The organism is gamma proteobacterium symbiont of Scutellera amethystina (assembly GCF_059730845.1).
Map to the genome: position 1 here is coordinate 605,284 of NZ_AP035935.1, position 19,663 is coordinate 624,946.

At 57.1% G+C, this 19,663-nt stretch carries 13 protein-coding genes; 6 read left to right on the forward strand and 7 right to left on the reverse strand.

The genetic code is table 11. The annotated features are described in order from the left end of the window. Nucleotides 1-31 precede the first annotated feature (31 nt). From parC to ftsP, 3 genes are all read left to right on the forward strand, one after another. A complete protein-coding gene (gene parC, locus AC6I79_RS02900; RefSeq protein ID WP_498027547.1) occupies nt 32-2,305 on the forward strand; it encodes a DNA topoisomerase IV subunit A in 2,274 nt (757 codons plus the stop codon). 38 nt (nt 2,306-2,343) lie between these two features. Then, nucleotides 2,344-3,081: a 1-acylglycerol-3-phosphate O-acyltransferase gene (locus AC6I79_RS02905; protein ID WP_021509595.1), complete on the forward strand. Its 738-nt coding sequence runs from the start codon at nt 2,344-2,346 to the stop codon at nt 3,079-3,081. Nucleotides 3,082-3,348: 267 nt separating this feature from the next. Further along, nucleotides 3,349-4,776 carry a cell division protein FtsP gene (ftsP, locus tag AC6I79_RS02910; protein ID WP_031280127.1) on the forward strand — a complete coding sequence of 476 codons (1,428 nt, stop codon included), beginning with the start codon at nt 3,349-3,351 and terminating at the stop codon, nt 4,774-4,776. Between the two features lie 504 nt (nt 4,777-5,280). On the opposite strand, the gene dkgA is transcribed toward ftsP, so the two are convergent. Beyond that, a complete protein-coding gene (dkgA, locus tag AC6I79_RS02915) occupies nt 5,281-6,108 on the reverse strand; it encodes a 2,5-didehydrogluconate reductase DkgA (RefSeq protein ID WP_498027548.1) in 828 nt (275 codons plus the stop codon). 205 nt (nt 6,109-6,313) lie between these two features. Between dkgA and AC6I79_RS02920 the strand changes: the two genes are divergently transcribed. Continuing rightward, nucleotides 6,314-7,231: an AraC family transcriptional regulator gene (locus tag AC6I79_RS02920; protein ID WP_058771382.1), complete on the forward strand. Its 918-nt coding sequence runs from the start codon at nt 6,314-6,316 to the stop codon at nt 7,229-7,231. Nucleotides 7,232-7,252: 21 nt separating this feature from the next. Here AC6I79_RS02920 and AC6I79_RS02925 read toward each other — a convergent pair whose 3' ends face one another. Next, the gene (locus AC6I79_RS02925) at nt 7,253-7,912 is read right to left on the reverse strand and encodes a DedA family protein (RefSeq protein ID WP_021509591.1); all 660 of its coding nucleotides are present in this window, start codon (nt 7,910-7,912) and stop codon (nt 7,253-7,255) included. A gap of 105 nt (nt 7,913-8,017) precedes the next feature. Beyond that, on the reverse strand, nt 8,018-9,208 hold the full coding sequence (gene metC, locus AC6I79_RS02930) for a cystathionine beta-lyase (RefSeq protein WP_021509590.1): 1,191 nt from the start codon (nt 9,206-9,208) through the stop codon (nt 8,018-8,020). Between the two features lie 453 nt (nt 9,209-9,661). Here metC and exbB point away from each other — a divergent pair, with 453 nt between their 5' ends. Both exbB and exbD read left to right on the forward strand, forming a co-directional pair. Then, entirely contained in the window at nt 9,662-10,390 is a 729-nt protein-coding gene (gene exbB, locus AC6I79_RS02935; protein ID WP_031280126.1) for a tol-pal system-associated acyl-CoA thioesterase, read from the forward strand. Between the two features lie 5 nt (nt 10,391-10,395). Then, complete coding sequence (gene exbD / locus AC6I79_RS02940; protein ID WP_021509588.1) at nt 10,396-10,818, forward strand: TonB system transport protein ExbD; 423 nt, start codon at nt 10,396-10,398, stop codon at nt 10,816-10,818. A 112-nt stretch (nt 10,819-10,930) separates the two neighbouring features. Here the strand turns inward: exbD and AC6I79_RS02945 are convergent, their stop codons facing one another. From AC6I79_RS02945 to AC6I79_RS02960, 4 genes are all read right to left on the reverse strand, one after another. Continuing rightward, nucleotides 10,931-13,288 carry an Ig-like domain-containing protein gene (locus tag AC6I79_RS02945; RefSeq protein WP_159377953.1) on the reverse strand — a complete coding sequence of 786 codons (2,358 nt, stop codon included), beginning with the start codon at nt 13,286-13,288 and terminating at the stop codon, nt 10,931-10,933. Between the two features lie 196 nt (nt 13,289-13,484). Further along, nucleotides 13,485-15,290 (reverse strand): Ig-like domain-containing protein, encoded by a 1,806-nt coding sequence (locus tag AC6I79_RS02950; RefSeq protein ID WP_159377952.1) that lies wholly within the window; start codon nt 15,288-15,290, stop codon nt 13,485-13,487. 12 nt (nt 15,291-15,302) lie between these two features. Continuing rightward, nucleotides 15,303-17,660: an Ig-like domain-containing protein gene (locus tag AC6I79_RS02955; protein WP_498027549.1), complete on the reverse strand. Its 2,358-nt coding sequence runs from the start codon at nt 17,658-17,660 to the stop codon at nt 15,303-15,305. A gap of 195 nt (nt 17,661-17,855) precedes the next feature. Continuing rightward, nucleotides 17,856-19,661, reverse strand: a complete 1,806-nt coding sequence (locus tag AC6I79_RS02960) for an Ig-like domain-containing protein (protein ID WP_498027550.1) — start codon at nt 19,659-19,661, stop codon at nt 17,856-17,858. Nucleotides 19,662-19,663: the final 2 nt, after the last annotated feature.

The window sequence follows — 19,663 nt, forward strand, 5'->3', positions numbered from 1 at the left end:
TTGCGGGCCACGAAGTGAGGATGCCAGCTTAATGAGTGAAATGACACAGGATGGCGCAGAGCGTCTTGCCCTGCACAAGTTTACTGAAAACGCGTACCTGAACTACTCCATGTACGTGATCATGGACCGTGCGCTGCCGTACATCGGTGACGGTCTCAAGCCGGTGCAGCGCCGCATTGTTTATGCCATGTCCGAGCTGGGGCTTAACGCCAGCGCAAAATTCAAGAAATCGGCGCGTACCGTGGGTGACGTGCTGGGTAAATACCATCCGCACGGCGACAGCGCCTGCTACGAAGCCATGGTGCTGATGGCGCAGCCGTTCTCCTACCGTTATCCGCTGGTGGATGGTCAGGGCAACTGGGGTGCGCCGGACGATCCGAAATCCTTTGCGGCGATGCGTTACACCGAATCGCGCCTGTCGAAATATGCCGAAGTGCTGCTCAGCGAACTGGGGCAGGGCACGGTGGATTACATCCCGAACTTCGACGGCACGCTGCAGGAGCCGAAAATGCTGCCGGCGCGCCTGCCGAACATCCTGCTCAACGGCACCACCGGCATCGCCGTGGGTATGGCGACCGATATTCCGCCGCACAACCTGCGCGAAGTGGCCGAAGCCGCGGTGCGCCTGATCGACAAGCCCAACATCACGCTGGATGAGCTGCTGGAGATCGTGCAGGGGCCGGACTTCCCGACCGAAGCCGAGATCATCACGCCGCGCGACGAGATCCGCAAGATCTACCAGAACGGCCGCGGTTCGATCCGCCAGCGTGCGGTGTGGAAAAAAGAGGACGGCGAGGTGGTGATCACCGCGCTGCCGCACCAGGTGTCGGGCGCGCGCGTGCTGGAGCAGATCGCCAGCCAGATGCGCAATAAAAAGCTGCCTATGGTGGAGGATCTGCGCGATGAATCGGATCACGAAAACCCGACGCGGCTGGTGATTGTGCCGCGCTCCAACCGGGTGGATCTCGATCAGGTAATGAACCACCTGTTTGCCACCACCGATCTGGAGAAGAGCTACCGCGTTAACCTCAACATGATCGGGCTGGATAACCGTCCGGCGGTGAAAAACCTGCTGGAGATCCTCTCGGAATGGCTGGTGTACCGCCGCGATACCGTGACACGCCGTCTCAATCATCGTCTGGAACGCGTGCTGCGTCGTCTGCATATCCTCGAAGGTTTGCTGGTGGCGTTTCTTAATATTGATGAGGTGATTCACATCATCCGCAGCGAGGATGAGCCGAAGCCGGTGCTGATGTCGCGCTTTGACATCAGCGAAACCCAGGCCGAAGCGATTCTGGAACTGAAACTGCGCCATCTCGCCAAACTGGAAGAGATGAAGATTCGCGGTGAACAGGCCGAGCTGGAAAAAGAGCGCGATCAGCTGCAGGCGATCCTCGCCTCAGATCGCAAAATGAGTAACCTGCTGAAGAAAGAACTGCTGGCCGATAGCCAGACCTACGGCGACGATCGCCGCTCGCCGCTGCACGAACGTGAAGAAGCGAAAGCGCTGAGCGAGAACGAGCTGGTGAGCGCTGAGCCGGTCACCATTGTGCTGTCGCAGATGGGCTGGGTGCGCAGCGCCAAAGGTCACGATATCGATCCGGCAGGATTAAGCTACAAAGCCGGCGACAGCTACCGTGCCGCCGCGCGCGGCAAGAGCAACCAGCCGGTGGCGTTTATCGACTCCACCGGCCGCAGCTATACGCTGGATCCGACCTCGCTGCCGTCGGCACGCGGGCAGGGCGAGCCGCTCACCGGCAAGCTGACGCCACCGCCGGGTGCGGTGATTGAGCAGGTGCTGATGGAAGCGGACGATCAGAAGCTGCTGATGGCCTCCGATGCCGGCTACGGTTTCATCTGTACCTTTGCCGATCTGGTGTCGCGCAACCGCGCTGGTAAAGCGCTGCTGACGCTGCCGGAAAACGCCAAAGTGATGACGCCGCTGGCGGTGCACTCTGGCGACGACATGCTGCTGGCCATCACCCAGGCGGGGCGGATGCTGATGTTCCCGGTGGCCGATCTGCCGCAGATGTCGAAAGGCAAGGGCAACAAGATTATCTCAATTCCGTCGGCGGACGCCGCCGCGGGCGTGGACAAGCTGCAGTGGCTGCTGATTCTGCCGCCGGGCAGTTCCATCACTATCTATGTCGGCAAGCGTAAGCTGATCATGCGTGATGAAGATCTGCAGAAAGTGCGTGCTGAGCGCGGCCGTCGCGGTAGCGTATCGCGCGGACTGCAGCGGATCGATAGCGTGGAAGTGAATGCGCCAGCGCGGCCAAAAAGTGACGCGAATAGCGAAGAGTAAGACTGAAAAGGCGAAGGACTGCCACATTTGAGGAAGCTATGTTACTAATTTTACGCACGTTGATCGTTGTGATTTATTCGATTCTGGTTTGTATATTTGGCAGCATCTGGTGTCTGTTTTCACCGCGTAATCCGCGCCACGTGGCGACCTTTGGTCACATGTTTGGTCGTCTGTCGACGGTGTTTGGCGTCAAAGTCGAACTGCGTAAACCGGCGGATGCCGAAAGCTACGGCAACGCGATTTACATCGCTAACCATCAGAACAACTACGACATGATTACCGCCGCCAATATCGTGCAGCCGACCACGGTCACGGTGGGCAAGAAAAGCCTGCTGTGGATCCCGTTCTTCGGCCAGCTCTACTGGCTGACCGGTAACCTGCTGATCGACCGCGATAACCGCGCCAAAGCGCACGGCACCATCGGCGAGCTGGTGGCGCAATTTAAAAAGAAGAAAATTTCCTTCTGGATGTTCCCGGAAGGGACGCGCAGCCGCGGACGCGGTCTGCTGCCGTTCAAGACCGGCGCGTTCCATGCGGCGGTGGCGGCGGGCGTGCCGATCATCCCGGTGGTGGTCTCTAACACCCACGGCAAAATCAAACTGAATCGCTGGAACAATGGCTTAGTGATCGTGGAAATGCTGCCGCCAGTGGATACCACGCAGTTTGAAACCACGTCGGTACGTAAGCTGGCGACCCACTGCCGTGAATTAATGTCTGCTAAGCTGGAAGAGTTGAACGCTGAAGTCGCCGAACGCGAAAAAAACGGTAAAATCTAGCCGGCAAAAAATGGCTCACCCGCAGCGCGCCATGGCTCGATCTGTCGGGTGCATTGATTTGTTGCGGATCCCGCCATTTGTAGGGTGCGCATTGATATGCAGCAGGTCTCGCCGTTTGTAGGGTGCGCATTCATGCGCACCGCGTCCCGGATGCGCACTGACCTGACCCGGACACACAGCCGCGCCTGTCGGGCGCTTCACAACACGATTAAAAATAACAACATGGACACGGCGTCTTCACGCCACGCTCAAAAGGTCTGAAGTTTTATGTCTTGCAGCAGACGTCAGTTTATTCAGCTTTCTGCCGGTATGGCGCTGGCTTCCAGCGTTATGCCTTACGCCGCCCGCGCCGCCGCGCCATTGGGCGATGTGCCTTTGCCGGTGCCGCCGCTGATCGAATCACGCCGCGGTCAGCCGCTGTTCCTCACGCTGCAGCGCAGCCACTGGTCCTTCAACGGCAACAGCAACAAAGTGCCGGTATGGGGCATTAATGGCCTGTATCTCGGCCCGACGGTGCGCGTTTACAGCGGCGATGATGTCAAACTGATCTACAGCAACCGTCTCAATGAACCGGTGGCGATGACCGTCAGCGGTTTGCAGGTGCCGGGCGCGCTGATGGGCGGTGCGCCGCGCATGATGTCCGCCGGCGTAGACTGGGCACCGGTGCTGCCGATTCGTCAGGGCGCAGCCACGTTGTGGTATCACGCCAACACGCCGAATCGCATGGCACCGCACGTCTATAACGGCCTGGCAGGCATGTGGCTGATCGAAGATGACATCAGCAAAGCGCTGCCACTGCCGAAGCATTACGGCGTCGATGATTTCCCGCTGATTATTCAGGACAAGCGCCTCGATAACTTTGCCACGCCGGTTTATAACCCACCGTCGGACGGCGGGTTCCTCGGCGATACGCTGCTGGTTAACGGCGTGCAAAATCCGTATGTCGAAGTGTCGCGCGGCTGGGTGCGTTTGCGCCTGCTGAATGCGGCCAATGCGCGCCGTTTCGATCTCAGCTTTAGCGACAACCGGCCGTTTACGGTGATTGCCAGCGATCAGGGCTTCCTGCCCGCGCCGGTAGCGGTGCAGACGCTGTCGCTCGCGCCGGGTGAACGTCGCGAAGTGCTGGTAGACATGTCGCAGGGCGATGAAGTGTCGATCACCGCAGGCACGGCGGCAGGCATTATGGATCGTCTGCGCGGGCTGTTTGAGCCGTCATCGATCCTGACCAATACGCTGGTGCTGACGCTGCGTCCAACCGGCCTGCTGCCGCTGGTGACCGACAACCTGCCGATGCGCCTGCTGGCGGATCAGATTCTTGATGGCGTGGCGGTGCGCACGCGTGAATTTCGCCTCGGCGACGGTACGCCGGGGATTAACGGTGTGCTGTGGGACATGAATCGCATCGATACGACGGTGCAGCAGGGCACCTTTGAGCGCTGGATCATTCACGCCGACCGTCCGCAGTCGCTGCATATTCAGGGCGTGATGTTCCTGATTAAGAGCGTCAACGGCGCGCAGTCGATGGGAGAGGATCGCGGCTGGAAAGATACGGTCTGGGTGGATGGCGATGTCGAGCTGCTGGTGAGTTTCCCGCAGAGTTCGTCAGAGCATTTCCCGTTTGTCTATTACAGCCAGACGCTGGAGCTCGCCGACCGCGGCACGGCAGGGCAGATGGTGGTGAATCCGGTCGGGTGAGGTGCGTTTCTTTTCCCTCACCCTAACCCTCTCCCGCCAGCGGGAGAGGGAACCGTTTTGAGCGAATTATAAATTGAGAGACCCACTTAAACTTTTGGTTTAAAAAGATTTTAAAGCCATTTCATTGTTTCAGACTTGCCCGGACATCTCCCTCTCCCGCGCGCGGGAGAGGGCCGGGGTGAGGGTGCCTGGTTGCACAGTATTACCCACTGGCACACCGCTTCAGATTCGCGCGGACAACTCCCTCTCCCGCGTGCGGGAGAGGGCCGGGGTGAGGGTGCCTGGTCGCACAGTGTTACCCACTGGCACACCGCTTCAGATTTGCGCGGACACCTCCCTCTCCCGCGTGCGGGAGAGGGCCGGGGTGAGGGTGCCTGGTTGCACAGTATTACCCACTGGCACACCGCTTCAGATTTGCGCGGACATCTCCCTCTCCCGCATGCGGGAGAGGGCCGGGGTGAGGGGGCAAACCGCACCTTTCACCCATCGCATCCTTAACCCACGTCACCCATTAAACTCTTCCGGATCCGGTCCCAGTCGCTTGCCTTTATCCAGCTTCGCGATCTCGCTCACTTCTGACTTATCCAGCCGGAAATCAAACACCTGGAAGTTCTCCTGAATGCGTGCCGGCGTTACCGACTTCGGAATCACTACCAGGCCGCTGTCCAGATGCCAGCGAATCACAATCTGCGCCGGCGTCTTACTGTACTTCTTCGCCAGCTCGCGAATGATCTCCTGATCAAACACGCCTTCGCCGCCCTGCGCCAGCGGGCTCCACGACTCGGTCTGAATCTGATGCAGCGCGTTCCATGCATGCAGCGTGCGTTGCTGCAGCATCGGATGCAGTTCAATCTGATTTACCACCGGCGACACGCCGGTTTCATCAATCAGCCGCTTGAGGTGCGCTTCATGGAAATTGCACACGCCGATGCTTTTCGCCAGGCCCTGCTGCTGCAGTTCCACCATTTTCTTCCACGCATCGACGTAGTGGTCTTTCTGCGGGCACGGCCAGTGCATCAGATACAGGTCCACCTGCTCCAGCTGCAGCTTCTTCAGGCTGGTCTCCATCGCCTGCTCAACGTTCTGCTGGTCATCATTCCACAGTTTGGTGGTGATAAAGATCTCATCGCGCGCCACGTCGGTTTCCTGCAGCGCCTGGCCAATCGCCTCTTCATTTTTATACGCGGCGGCAGTATCGATGGAGCGATAGCCGACCTTCAGCGCTTCCAGCACGGCATTGCGCGCTTCATCAATGCTGGCCAGCCAGACGCCAAGGCCGAGTTGCGGCATCATGTTGCCGTCGTGCAGTTTAATCCGGGGTTGCTCTGCCATAGTGACTCCTTATCGGTTGCAGTGACTTACCGTAGAAACGATGTGCTTAAGTCTAGTCAACAAACCTGACCTGAGGATCATTGTGGCAACCGAACGGCACTTTCGCCCGGTGCAATCCTGCAAAAATCTTGCCTGATTCTCCAGCCATCTGGAGCTTTATGCAGCAATGCGGCACACTGCGTTTTTTGCTGCCCGAGAGAGTGCCATGCCGAACGATGCCCTTTGCCGCCAGCTGGCGCAGCGCGTGATCACGCTGATGCGCGAGCCACAAAAGCCGCTGTGTGCGGTGGAAAACGTGCGGTTGATCTACGCAGAGGAACCGCTGCCGCGTACGCCGATGTTGTATCCGGCGGGCATAGTGATCCTGTTTCAGGGACACAAAACCGGCTACCTCGGCAGCACGGTGTTTCGCTACGACGCCACCAAATATCTGATGCTCACGGTTACGCTGCCGGTGGAGTGCGAAACTGACGCCACGCCGCAGCAGCCGCTGGCCGGCATGAGCCTCACCGTGGATCCGGCCAGTTTGCAGGATCTGCTGTTAAGCATTGGCGATGACGAGCAGTTTCAGCCGCAGCCGCAAACCTCTGGCATTCACTCTGCGTTCCTGAGCGAGGAGATGCTGTGCGCCGCGGAACGGCTGCTGGATGTGATGGATAAACCGCGTGACGCCCGCGTGCTCGGCCCGCAGCTGGTGCGTGAAATCATCTATTATGTACTGACCGGGCCGATTGGCGGTGCGCTGCTGTCGCTGGTCAATCGCCAGACGCAGTTCAGCCAGGTGGCCCGGGCGCTGCGCCGCATCGAGAACCACTTTGCCGAAAGCCTGAGCGTGGAAATGCTGGCGGCAGAGGTCAACATGAGCGTCTCGGCGTTTCACCATAACTTTAAGGCGGTGACCCAGACCTCGCCGCTGCAGTATCTCAAGCGTTACCGGCTGCATCAGGCGCGGTTAATGATGCTGCAGGATGGGCTGAAGGCCAGCGCCGCCGCCGTGCGCGTCGGCTATGAAAGCCCGTCACAGTTTTCGCGGGAGTTTAAACGGTACTTTGGCGTGACGCCGGGAGAAGAGGCGAGCCGCGCGCGTCAGACCGGGGCGCTGCAGCCGTTTGACGCCGCCTGAAACGGCGGCGCTTTACAGAGGTCAGGCTTTCTGGCGCCGCTTTTTCCAGATCACCACAATGCTGCCGCCGAGGCCGAGAAACAGCAGCACAATAGGCAGCACCATCAGGATCGCCATCACCTGATCTTCGTGGCGCTTGATAAACGGCACCTGGCTGATGCCGTAGCCCATCGCCACCACAATCCCGACCCACAGCGCGCCGCTCAGCCAGTTGAAGAACTGAAAACGCCCGTTCTGCAAACCCGAAATGCCCGCCATGGTCGGCAGCAGCGTACGCACAAAGGCCAGAAAGCGGCCAACCAGCAGTGCCATCAGGCCGTGGCGGTTGAACAGGTGCCAGGCGCGCTGGTGGTACTGCGCTGGCAAATGCATCAGCCAGCTTTTGACGATTTTAGTATTACCAAGCCAGCGCCCCTGCAGATAGCTCAGCCAGCAGCCGAGGCTGGCGGCGGTGGTCAGAATCACCATGGTCGGCACAAAATCCATCACGCCTTTGGCGATCATCGCCCCTGCCAGCAGCAGCAGACTGTCGCCGGGCAGGAACGAGGCAGGCAGCAAACCGTTTTCCAGGAACAGCGTCAGAAACATCACGCCGTAGACAATCCACACTACATCCGGATTGGCCAGCGCGGCAAAATCCTGATGCCACAGCGCCTGGACAATCTCATGTAAAACACCCATCAGCTATCCCATCGAGTCACAAGGCTTGTATTTTAACCGTCCGGGACGGCGTAATCGTTGATCTCCGCTACGCCGCACCGGATGGTTTAAGTTTGGTTTATCTTTTTACGCTTTCAGGCGGGCAAAACCAGCTTTCAGGTCATCCAGCAGATCGTCAACGTGCTCGAGACCGATATGCAGACGCACCAGCGTGCCGTCAAAATCCACGCCGCCCGCCGGACGAATTGCCGCCAGCTCTTCCGGCTGGTTCGCCAGAATCAGCGATTCAAAGCCGCCCCACGAGTAGGCCATACTGAAATGGTGGAAGCGATCGAGATAATTTGCCAGCTGCGCCGGGGTGAGTTTTTCATGCAGGATGAATGAGAACAGCCCGCTGCTGCCGCTGAAGTCGCGCCGCCAGAATTCGTGGCCTTTGCACTGCGCCAGCGCCGGATGGTTGACGCGCGCCACTTCCGGCTGTGCCGCCAGCCATTCGGCCACGCGCAGGCCGCTCTCTTCGTGCTGACGCAGACGCGTCGCCAGCGTGCGCAGGCCGCGGCTGGCCATGTACGCGGTGTCTGCATCCACCATCTGGCCCATCAGATAGGAGTTTTCGCGCAGCTGCGCCCAGCAGCGTTCGTTGGCCACCGCAGTGCCGATCATCGCATCGCTGTGGCCGATGATGTATTTGGTGCCGGCCTGGATCGAAATGTCGATGCCATGCTCCAGCGCGTTAAACAGCACGCCCGCCGCCCAGGTATTATCAATCATGATCACCGCGTCTGGTGCTTTGGCGCGCACCGCCGCGACAATTGCCGGAATGTCCTGCACTTCCATGGTGATGGAAGCCGGTGATTCAAGGAACACCACGCGGGTGTTCGGCTGCACCAGCTCGCCGATTTCACTGCCGATGCAGTGATCAAACCAGGTGGTAGTGACGTTAAGCTTCGCGAGAATTTTGGTGCAAAAATCCTGGGTGGGTTCGTACACCGCGCCGCTGACCAGAATGTGATCGCCGCTGGTGACAAACGCGAGGATGGCATTGGCGACCGCGGCCGCACCGCACGGGTAGAGCACGCAGCCGGCGCCGCCTTCCAGTTCGGTCATCGCGTCCTGGAAGGAAAAATGGGTGAGGGTGCCGCGCCGGCCATAAAACAGTTCACCGCTGGCGCGTCCGGCGGTGGCGCGTTGTTTGTCCGCGACGGAGTCAAAAACCAGTGAGGATGCGCGCTGAATGACGCTGTTAACCGAGCCCTGAGTGTAACGTTTGCTGCGTCCCGCGGTGACAAGCCGGGTATCAATTTTTTTCGTTGCCATCACTGCCTTTCCTGACACGTCTCACAAAGCATTCAACTTACCACGAATCGCGGCGCGGGGTTGAGCCCGTTTGCCGAATATCAGAGTGACGCCAGCACAATCGCGGAAAGAGGCTGGTTGTGGCTTTTATTACGCGGCGAAAAAGCAAAGCGCAATAAATTGCGCCGCTACGACCCGTGCGGTGTTTTTGCTCAATGCCACAAGCCGCACCGCATCGTAGCGGCGCGATTTATCGCGCAACCGTGCCTATTGCTCTATTCCGCAAGCCGCACCCAACCGTAGCGGCGCGATTTATCGCGCTAAACATTGCGCCGTATCAATTCAGCGGGTTACAGCTTTGTAAATAGTAATGAGAACCACTATCACTTCGGTCGGTTTTTTTGCTATGATCCGCGCTTCAATCGTGAACGGTGCAACAGAAGTCGGAGACGCAGCGTGGTAGCCAGTGACTTGATGCAAACGGACCTCTCCGTTTGGGGCATGTATCAGCATGCCGATATCGTGGTAAAAATTGTGATGATCGGCCTGTTGCTGGCCTCGGTCGTCACCTGGGCGATTTTCTTTGGCAAATACGCGGAGCTGAGCGGGGCGAAACGTCGTCTGAAGCGTGAACAGCTGGCGCTGGGCGAAGCGCGCTCACTGAATGACGCGTATCGCGCTGCCGAAAACTTCAAAGCCAACAGCCACAGTGCTGTGCTGCTCGCCGACACGCGTAACGAACTGGAACTATCTGCCGGCAGCGAAGACCTCGACGGCATTAAAGAGCGCACCAGCTTCCGCCTTGAGCGTCGCGTCGCAGGCTTCAGCCGCCACGCCGGTCGCGGTAACGGCTTCCTCGCTACCATCGGTTCCGTCGCGCCGTTTATCGGTCTGTTCGGCACCGTGTGGGGCATCATGAACAGCTTTATCGGTATCGCTAAAACCCAGACCACCAACCTCGCGGTGGTGGCACCGGGCATCGCGGAAGCGCTGCTGGCGACGGCGATTGGCCTGGTGGCAGCAATTCCGGCGGTGGTGATCTATAACGTTTTCGCCCGCATGATTGCCAGCTACAAAGCTTCGCTCGGCGACGTGGCGGCGCAGGTGCTGCTGCTGCAGAGCCGCGATCTGGACCTTGGCAACGTCGATACCGCAAAAGAAGTTAACCGTCCGGCGGCGGCCCAGAAACTGCGCGTAGGGTAAGTATTATGGCGATGCGTTTAAACGATGATGCGGTCGGCGATGGCGAAATGCACGAAATCAACGTGACGCCGTTTATCGACGTCATGCTGGTGCTGCTGATCATCTTCATGGTCGCCGCGCCGCTCGCCACGGTGGATGTGCGCGTCAATCTGCCTGCTTCCACCAGCGCGCCACAGCCGCGTCCGGAGAAGCCGGTTTATCTGTCGATCAAAGCGGATAAACAGATTTACATCGGTAACGATGCGGTGACCAAAGAGACGCTGGTAAACGCACTCACCGCGCAAACCGAAGGCAATAAAGAGACCACCATCTTCTTCCAGGCGGATAAATCAGTCGATTATGAAACGCTGATGTCGGTGATGGATCAGCTGCGTGAAGCGGGTTATCTGAAGATTGGTTTGATGGGCATGGAGACGGTGAAGAAATAGTTTCACCGGCGTAATACCAGCACCATATCTGTAGGGTCGTCATTCATGACGACCTTTTTTATTATGGCGGCCCGAGCAGGCCGCCATGTCATTATGCGGTGGCGAACCGCGGTTAAACCAGATTCACCGTTACGCCGTCCTGCACCAGCAGTTCGGCGTCGCCGTGGCTGAACACGTGATACTGGTTGCCAGCGATGGTCACGGTGCCGGTTTGCTGCGTCCAGCCGCTGACCGCTTCGCCTTCCGGCAGGATGTCGCTAAGCTGCACTGTTTCGCAGGCATGATTATCAATCATTAACTGGGTCTTACCATTGTCGATAAACAAATCCTGTTGTCCTTGCTCAAGGATTTTATCTGGATCAATTTGTAATAAACTATTGATGGCATCGTCATGCAGTTCATCAATCTGATTAATCGTTGAAGTAACAATCGGAACGGCTTTTTGCCATATAAAATTATCTAAATACAATCCTCCTAAGTCACGCACCTCAATATCAAACTTAGTAAATAACCCTTCATCGATAGAGAACTTATGGTGCAATACCCCTTCTGGTACGGAAACTTTTTCTGAATGTATGATGTTATTATCTTTGTCATAAAAATTTATTATGTAATAGCCTTTATTTCCACCTATAACGTTCAATTCTAAAATTTTCGATGGTGGGACAGTGAACTCTGCTTTAGAGTTTTCTCTCATTATAAGATTATTGCCCGTGTAAGCTTGATTGCCGACATAATAATAGTGGTTTGATAGTTGTACAACTCCGGCTAAAGGCTTCATAGCAAAATCACTTTTGAAATTATATTTGCTGTATAAGTTAAATTGACTGCCAACCCCTACACTAGGATAAGGTTTAGGTATGTGGCTTCCTAAAGATGATGGTAAACCCTCAAAATTACAACCGCTATTAACGTAATTGTATTGCTGTATATTTATAACATAGCTATCGCTGGTTTTATCGCTATCTATCGTCGAGACCGTAAACGCCCACGAGCCGAATTTAAGCGGTGGAGGGGTATAATTCCAGTCGCCTTTGTCGTTTGAGAAGACAGAAACTGTAAATGTGTCCTTACCGTCTGTATATTTGATAACCACAGTACTATTTGCTTCCGCAACGCCAGAAAGAGTGGGAGTTCGATCATCGGTTTCCCCGCCATTACGGATTATGCCTGTTGATGTTCCCTCATCATCCCAAACAGAGGTGATTTTCGGCACTATTGTGCCAGTTGTTATAATCTGCAATTCGAAAGTTTTACCAGAGGGAGTATATGTGGCGGAAGTCCCTGACTGGAATTCATAAAGGCCCTCTGTCAAATTTTTACTTTCATAAGTCCATGTTCCATCCGCTTCAGTTATTACGCTACCCAATAAGTCCCACATACCGGTTACGTTGCGATAGTGTATATAGACAATATTATTAGCTTCGGCACGGCCGTATAAAGTAGGAGTAGTATCGTCTGTAATCGCACCAGAACCGAGCATACCGGTAGACGGACCAAAATCATCGTAAGCATGAGTAATCTCAGCGCGAGTTGATGCCGATAGATCAATATTAAGTATGAACTCGTCAGTCCAGCCGCTACTATCATTGGCTCGGAACTCCCAGGTACCTGCACTCAGCGCCGGATTCGGTGTCCAGCTCCAGCGGCTACCGTCCATCACTGCGTTGCCTGCATCGATCCATTCGCCTTTATCATTTCGATACTGGATTCTCACCGTGCTACCTGCTGGTGCGTTACCGCAAAGCTCTGGTGTGGTGTCATCAGTCAGTCCGCCACTTTTCAATTCGCCAGTTGCATTGCCGACATTATCTATTGCATGAGTGATTTCCAGAATGGCGCCGGGATCGGGCGGGGTTGAGCCATCTTTTCCGATGATGATACTAAAAGCATCCGAAACCTCACCCTCGCGCACCTTACCGGCAAAGGTTTCATTCGCCACCAGCGTCAAATCATGCTGGCCGTCGGTAAGGTCAACCTCCGGCTCGATCTTCCACATCCCGGTATTTTCATCCGCCTTCGCGCTGCCGATAACCGTATTGCCTTCTTTCAGATAAACAATCACGCCTTTTTCCGCGATACCGGTCAGGGTGGGGCGGCGGTCGTCGGTCATCTTGCCAGAATCGAAGCTGCCGGTGATGTCACCCTGATCGTCGTACATGTTCAGCAGCGTCGGCGCTGCTGGCGGCGTGGTATCAACAATCAGCGTACGCAGACTGGGCGTACTGACGTTGCCGGCCTTATCAACCGACTGGAAAGACATGTTGTAGTAACCATCCTCCAGCGGCGTTGCAGGTGTCCAGCTCCAGTAGCCGTTGGCAGGGTCGATATCTACCGTAAAGGTCTCTTTGCCGACGGTAATCAGCATGGTGCCGCCCTTACCGATTTCTGAATTTGCATAGCCAAAAAACGTGGGGGTGTTGGTATCGCGCTCGAGGTATTTCACCTCTTCATAATTGAACAGTTCCATGGAGATTATTCCTGTGTTTTTTTACGTCGGGTCCACCGCAGCGAGGGCCGCTGCGCCTTGTTACAAAGAGCGCATTTTGTAATAGATGATGTAACACGCCGTATGAGATACGTCCCGAAGGGAGAAAAATCCGAACGGATTAAAAACAGAGGAAAAGAAGAAGATGATGCCGTGCTGCACGCACGGCATCGGGGGATTACACCAGCTCGATTTTTACGCCGTCCTGCACCAGCAGTTCCGCGTCGCCGTGGCTGAACACGTGGTACTGGCTGCCAGCGATGGTCACTGTGCCGGCCTGCTGCGTCCAGCCGCTGACCGCTTCGCCTTCCGGCAGGATGTCGCTGAGCTGCACGCTGTCGCCGGCCTGGCCGCTGACGCGCAGCTGGGTTTTGCCGTCGTCAATGAACAGGCCCTGCTGGCCGGCTTCCACCACGTCACTGAGCGTCAGGCCGAGCGGGGCGAGCGCGTTGATTTCCACCTCGCCCGGAGGCGTGGCGTCCACGACGATGCTGTACGCCGGCAGGCCAGCGTCGTAAGCGCCGTAGCTGACGCTGAGGCTGTGCGAGTCATCGCTGAGCTCTGGCGTGATAAAGCGCCAGTTGCCGTCTGCGCCGACCTGCACGCTGCCGATCAGCGTGCTGCCGTCGTAGACGTTGAGCACGCTGTTAGCCTCGGCAACACCGCTCAGCTCCGGCTGGCGGTCATTAGTGATGCCGCCGTTGCTGACTTCGCCGATATACAGCGCCACGTCATCGTACACGCGGAGGATTTCTGGCGTGTGCTGGCCGCCCGGCATCAGGATGAGCTCAAAGGTGTCGCTCCACTGGCTGTCGCCCTGCGCCTGCGCGGCAAACGACCAGACGCCGTACTCCAGCGCCGGCGGTGTGAAGCTCCAGTTGCTGTCCGCGCCCACTGTCACCACCACGGAATGGGTGAACTCGCCAGCAATGCCGTAGCGCACCACCACGTTGCTGTTGGCTTCGCCGCGCCCGCTAAGGGTTGGCGTGGTGTCATCGGTGAGCGCACCGCTCAGCAGCGTGCCGGTGACCGGCCCGAAATCGTCGGTGGCGTGGGTCAGCGTGGCGTGCAGCGCGTCGCTGCCGGCGAAGGCGATATCGAGCGTAAAGCTGTCGCTCCAGCTGCCTTCCTGACCGGCGCGGAACTCCCAGTTGCCGGCGTCAAGCTCAGCCGGTGGCGTCCAGCTCCAGCGGGTGCCGTCCATCTGCGCCGCGCCGCCGTCAACCCACTCGCCGCTGGCGTTGCGGTACTGCACGAAAACCGTGCTGCCCGCCGGGGCGCTGCCGTGCAGCTGCGGCGTGGCATCGTCGGTGAGCGCGCCGCTCAGCAGCGAACCGGTGACCGGGCCGGCATCATCCACCGCGTGGGAAATCACCGTGGCGGCAGACCCGTCGCGGCCAATCAGCAATTCGAACGGTGCAGACGGTTCGCCCTCGCGCAGCTTGCTGTTGAAGGTTTCGACCGCCACCAGCGTCAGCTGATGGGTGCCGTCGCTCAGGTCGGCGTCCGGCTCCAGCGTCCAGATGCCGGTTTTGGCGTCGGCCTGCGCGCTGCCGATCACCGTATCGCCCTCTTTGAGGTACACCACAGTGCCCTTTTCGGCGACGCCGGTCAGGGTCGGGCGACGGTCGTCGGTCATGCGCCCGGCATCGAAGCTGCCGGTGATGTCGCCCTGGTCATCGTACATATTGAGCAGGCGCGGCGCGTCCGGCGCCGTGTAGTCGACCACCTGAATAAACTGGGCGGGATTACCAATGTTGCCGGCGGCATCAATCATGCGCACCGACACGATGTGTTCGCCTGGCGTCCAGTCGGCGGGCGGCGTCCAGCTCCAGCGGCCCTCTGCGTCGACCTTGACGGTGTACGGCGGCTGGCCATCAATAGCGATTTCCGCGAAGCCGTTGCGCGCCTGCGGACTGGTGCCGCTGTAGCCGCGGCGCGGATCGTCGGTGTAGCGGTAAGATGCATTAAGAATCTGGTTCATGATGGCTCTCCCTTACACCAGCTCGGTTTTCACGCCGTCCTGCACCAGCAGCTCAGCGTCGCCGTTGCTCCAGACATGGTACTGGGTGCCGGCGATAGTGACGGTGCCAGCCTGCTCGGCCCAGCCGTTTTGCTCACTGCCCTCTGGCAGGATGTCTTCGAGGCGCACGGTGTCGCCCTGATTGCCGTTGACCATCAGCTGGGTTTTGCTGTCGTCGATGAAGAGATCTTTCTGGCCTTTAGAGAGAATATCTTCAATAGAGATGACATCTAAAACGTTAATATTTTCAATATTGAGTTGATGTGATGATTTATCGAAGATTTTATCTGAAGGAACATCGACGCCCCACTCAATATCATCCATATACAACAGGTCCCAATACGCCTTGCTATCTTTTATGTATTGACCGTTTTCAACGATCACTTTATGGATAAGTTCGTTTTCAGGTGCAGTAAATGTATGGTTGACCAGACCGTTATTACTACCATTAAAACTTTTAACAACCTCCTGTTCAATTAGCTTTCCATCTTTATCATAATATGACACTTTAACTTCAGAGTCTCTGTCAGTGTTAAACATGAACTTGAAGTATTTCGATTGCTCTATCAAGAATTCAATTTTTGAGGAAACATAGTTGTTGCTAGCAGGGTCAAATTTCCCTATGAATAACCTTCTATCAAGCTCGCTTTCATTTCCCCATTTAGTGTTACGAACAACTCCACTCAAAGTGTTAATTGTTAGGCCGGAGTTTAAGGTTTTAGATTGATATTGTATTAAGTTAAATAAACCACTTTCTGAAAATATTTCCTTCGACGATATGAAGTCACTTTCTTTGATTGTTAAGTTAAAAAGGTTTTTTTTTGAGTTTATAGAGTAGGCTTCAAACTTCCACTCGCCGTAAGATAAAGGTGGTGGGGTTAAAGACCAATCTCCGGAAGGGTTCGCTGTAACTGAATATAAGAAACTTTCAGAGCCGTTAGTGTATTCAATATAAACTACGCTATTTGATTCGGCCTTCCCCTTTATTTCGGGGGTGGTATCATCAGTAATATCTCCAGTTGATTTGTTACCCTGGCGTGGCCCTGTATTATCAAAGGCTGCTTCAATGGTTGGAGTAAAAGAATCAGGCGCAATGATTTGCATGCTGAAGGTTTTTCCATTTATATTTCGTGTTGGCGTACTGCTTGCCTGGAATTCATAACTCGCAACAGGTAGTCGATCGGTGTTATATTCCCAGTGGCCATCGGCATCTGTTATAACGGTATCAAGGTAATCCCAATCCCCTAGAATATTACGATAAAAAAGGTAAACTGTACTATTGGATTCCGCCCGACCATGTAACGTAGGGATGCGGTCATCAGTGATAGCACCATTACCTAGCATGCCTGTCAATTTACCTGAGTCATCCCATGCATGAGTAATTTCTGTTAGCAGGGCGGGGTTGGAATCTATATTTAGTTTAAACTCATCACTCCAGCCGAAACCAGCATTTGCCCGGAACTCCCAATTGCCTGCCTGTAACGCTGGATTCGGTGTCCAGGTCCAGGTATCTCCTTCAATGCTAGCTTTGCCACCATCAATCCATTGTCCATTGTTATTACGGTACTGAATTAAGACATCATTACCTTCTGTTGAGGAACCATAAAGTTTTGGTGAGGTGTCATCGGTAATGCCGCCACTTTTTAATAAGCCGGTATTTTCTCCGTCGTCATCAATTGCATGTCTAATTTCTACATTGACACCTGGTTTTGGCTGATTGTCGCCATCCTTGCCAATCACGATAATAAACTCGTCCGACGGCTTACCCTCGCGCAGCTTATCCGCAAAGGTTTCCGCCGCCACCAGCGTCAGGTTATGACGGCCATCCGCCAGATCCACCGTCGGCTCCAGCGTCCACAGACCGGTTTTCTCGTCGGCTTTGGCGCTGCCGATCACGGTGTTGCCCTCTTTCAGGTATACCACGGCACCTTTCTCGGCGATGCCGGTCAGGGTCGGGCGGCGGTCGTCGGTCATTTCACCGGCGTCAAAGCTGCCGGTAATGGCGCCCTGATCGTCGTACAGGTTAAGCAACGTCGGTGCGACCGGCGGCGTGGTGTCGACGACCAGCGTGTGGAGTGAAGAGCGGCTGGTATTACCTGCTTTGTCAATTGACTGAAAAGCGATGTTGTACGCTCCGTCGGCCAGCGCTTCGGGCGGTGTCCAGCTCCAGCTTCCGTCCGTTGGGTTAATATCCACGTAGTAACGCTTATCGCCGAGAGTGATCTCGATCTGGCCGCCTTTGCCTATTTCACTTTCAACTTTGCCGGTAAAGGTTGGGGTGTTGGTGTCGCGCTCGAGGTACTTAGCCTCTTTAAAATCGAACAGTTCCATGGAGATTATTCCTGTGTTTTTTACGTCGGGTCAACTGCAGCGGGAGGCGCTGCGCCTTGTGATAAAGGGCGTATTTTGTAATAGATGACGTAACACGCCCTATGAGACATGTCCCGAAGGGAGAAAAGTCCGAGCAGAGAAAAAACAGGGGTAAAGGGCAGGATTATGCCGTGCTGCGCGCACGGCATCGGGGGATTACACCAGCTCGATTTTTACGCCGTCCTGCACCAGCAGTTCCGCATCGCCGTGGCTGAATACGTGGTACTGGCTGCCAGCGATGGTGACGGTGCCGGCCTGCTGCGTCCAGCCGCTGACCGCTTCGCCTTCCGGCAGGATGTCGCTGAGCTGTACGCTGTCGCCAGCCTGGCCGCTGACGCGCAGCTGGGTTTTGCCGTCGTCAATGAACAGGCCCTGCTGACCGGCTTCCACCACGTCGCTGAGCGTCAGGCCGAGCGGGGCGAGCGCGTTGATTTCCACCTCGCCCGGCGGCGTGGTGTCCACGACGATGCTGTACGCCGGCAGGCCAGCGTCGTAAGCGCCGTAGCTCACGCTGAGGCTGTGCGAGTCGTCGCTGAGCGCCGGAGTGATAAAGCGCCAGTTGCCGTCTGCGCCGACCTGCACGCTGCCGATCAGCGTGCTGCCGTCGTAGACGTTGAGCACGCTGTTGGCTTCAGCAACGCCGCTCAGCTCCGGCTGGCGGTCGTTAGTGATGCCGCCGTTGCTGATTTCGCCGATATACAGCGCCACGTCGTCGTACACGCTGAGGATCTCTGGCGTATGCTGGCCGCCCGGCATCAGGACCAGCTCGAAGGTATCGCTCCACTGGCTGTCGCCCTGCGCCTGCGCGGCAAACGACCAGACGCCGTACTCCAGCGCCGGCGGCGTGAAGCTCCAGTTGCTGTCCGCGCCCACCGTTACCACCGCTGAATGGGTGAACTCGCCGAAGGCACCGTAGCGCACCACCACGGTGCTGTTGGCTTCGCCGCGCCCGCTCAGGGTTGGCGTGGTGTCATCGGTAAGCGCGCCGCTCAGCAGCGTGCCAGTGACCGGGCCAAAGTCGTCAGTGGCGTGGGTCAGCGTGGCGTGCAGCGCGTCGCTGCCGGCGAAGGCGATGTCGAGCGTAAAGCTGTCGCTCCAGCTGCCTTCCTGACCGGCGCGAAACTCCCAGCTGCCCGCTTCCAGCTCAGCCGGTGGCGTCCAGCTCCAGCGGGTGCCGTCGATCTGCGCCGCGCCGCCGTCGACCCATTCGCCGCTGGCGTTACGGTACTGCACGAAAACCGTGCTGCCCGCCGGGGCGCTGCCGTGCAGCTGCGGCGTGGCGTCGTCGGTGAGCGCGCCGCTCAGCAGCGAACCGGTGACCGGGCCGGCATCATCCACCGCGTGGGAAATCACCGTGGCGGCAGACCCGTCGCGGCCAATCAGCAATTCGAACGGTGCAGACGGTTCGCCCTCGCGCAGCTTGCTGTTGAAGGTTTCGACCGCCACCAGCGTCAGCTGATGGGTGCCGTCGCTCAGGTCGGCGTCCGGCTCCAGCGTCCAGATGCCGGTTTTGGCGTCGGCCTGCGCGCTGCCGATCACCGTATCGCCCTCTTTGAGGTACACCACAGTGCCCTTTTCGGCGACGCCGGTCAGGGTAGGGCGACGGTCGTCGGTCATGCGCCCGGCATCGAAGCTGCCGGTGATGTCGCCCTGGTCATCGTACATGTTGAGCAGGCGCGGCGCGTCCGGCGCCGTGTAGTCGACCACCTGAATGAACTGGGCGGGATTACCAATGTTGCCGGCGGCATCAATCATGCGCACCGAGACGATGTGCTCGCCCGGCGTCCAGTCGGCGGGCGGCGTCCAGCTCCAGCGGCCCTCTGCGTCGACCTTGACGGTGTACGGCGGCTGGCCATCAATAGCGATTTCCGCGAAGCCGTTGCGCGCCTGCGGACTAGTGCCACTGTAGCCGCGGCGCGGATCGTCGGTGTAGCGGTAAGATGCATTAAGAATCTGGTTCATGA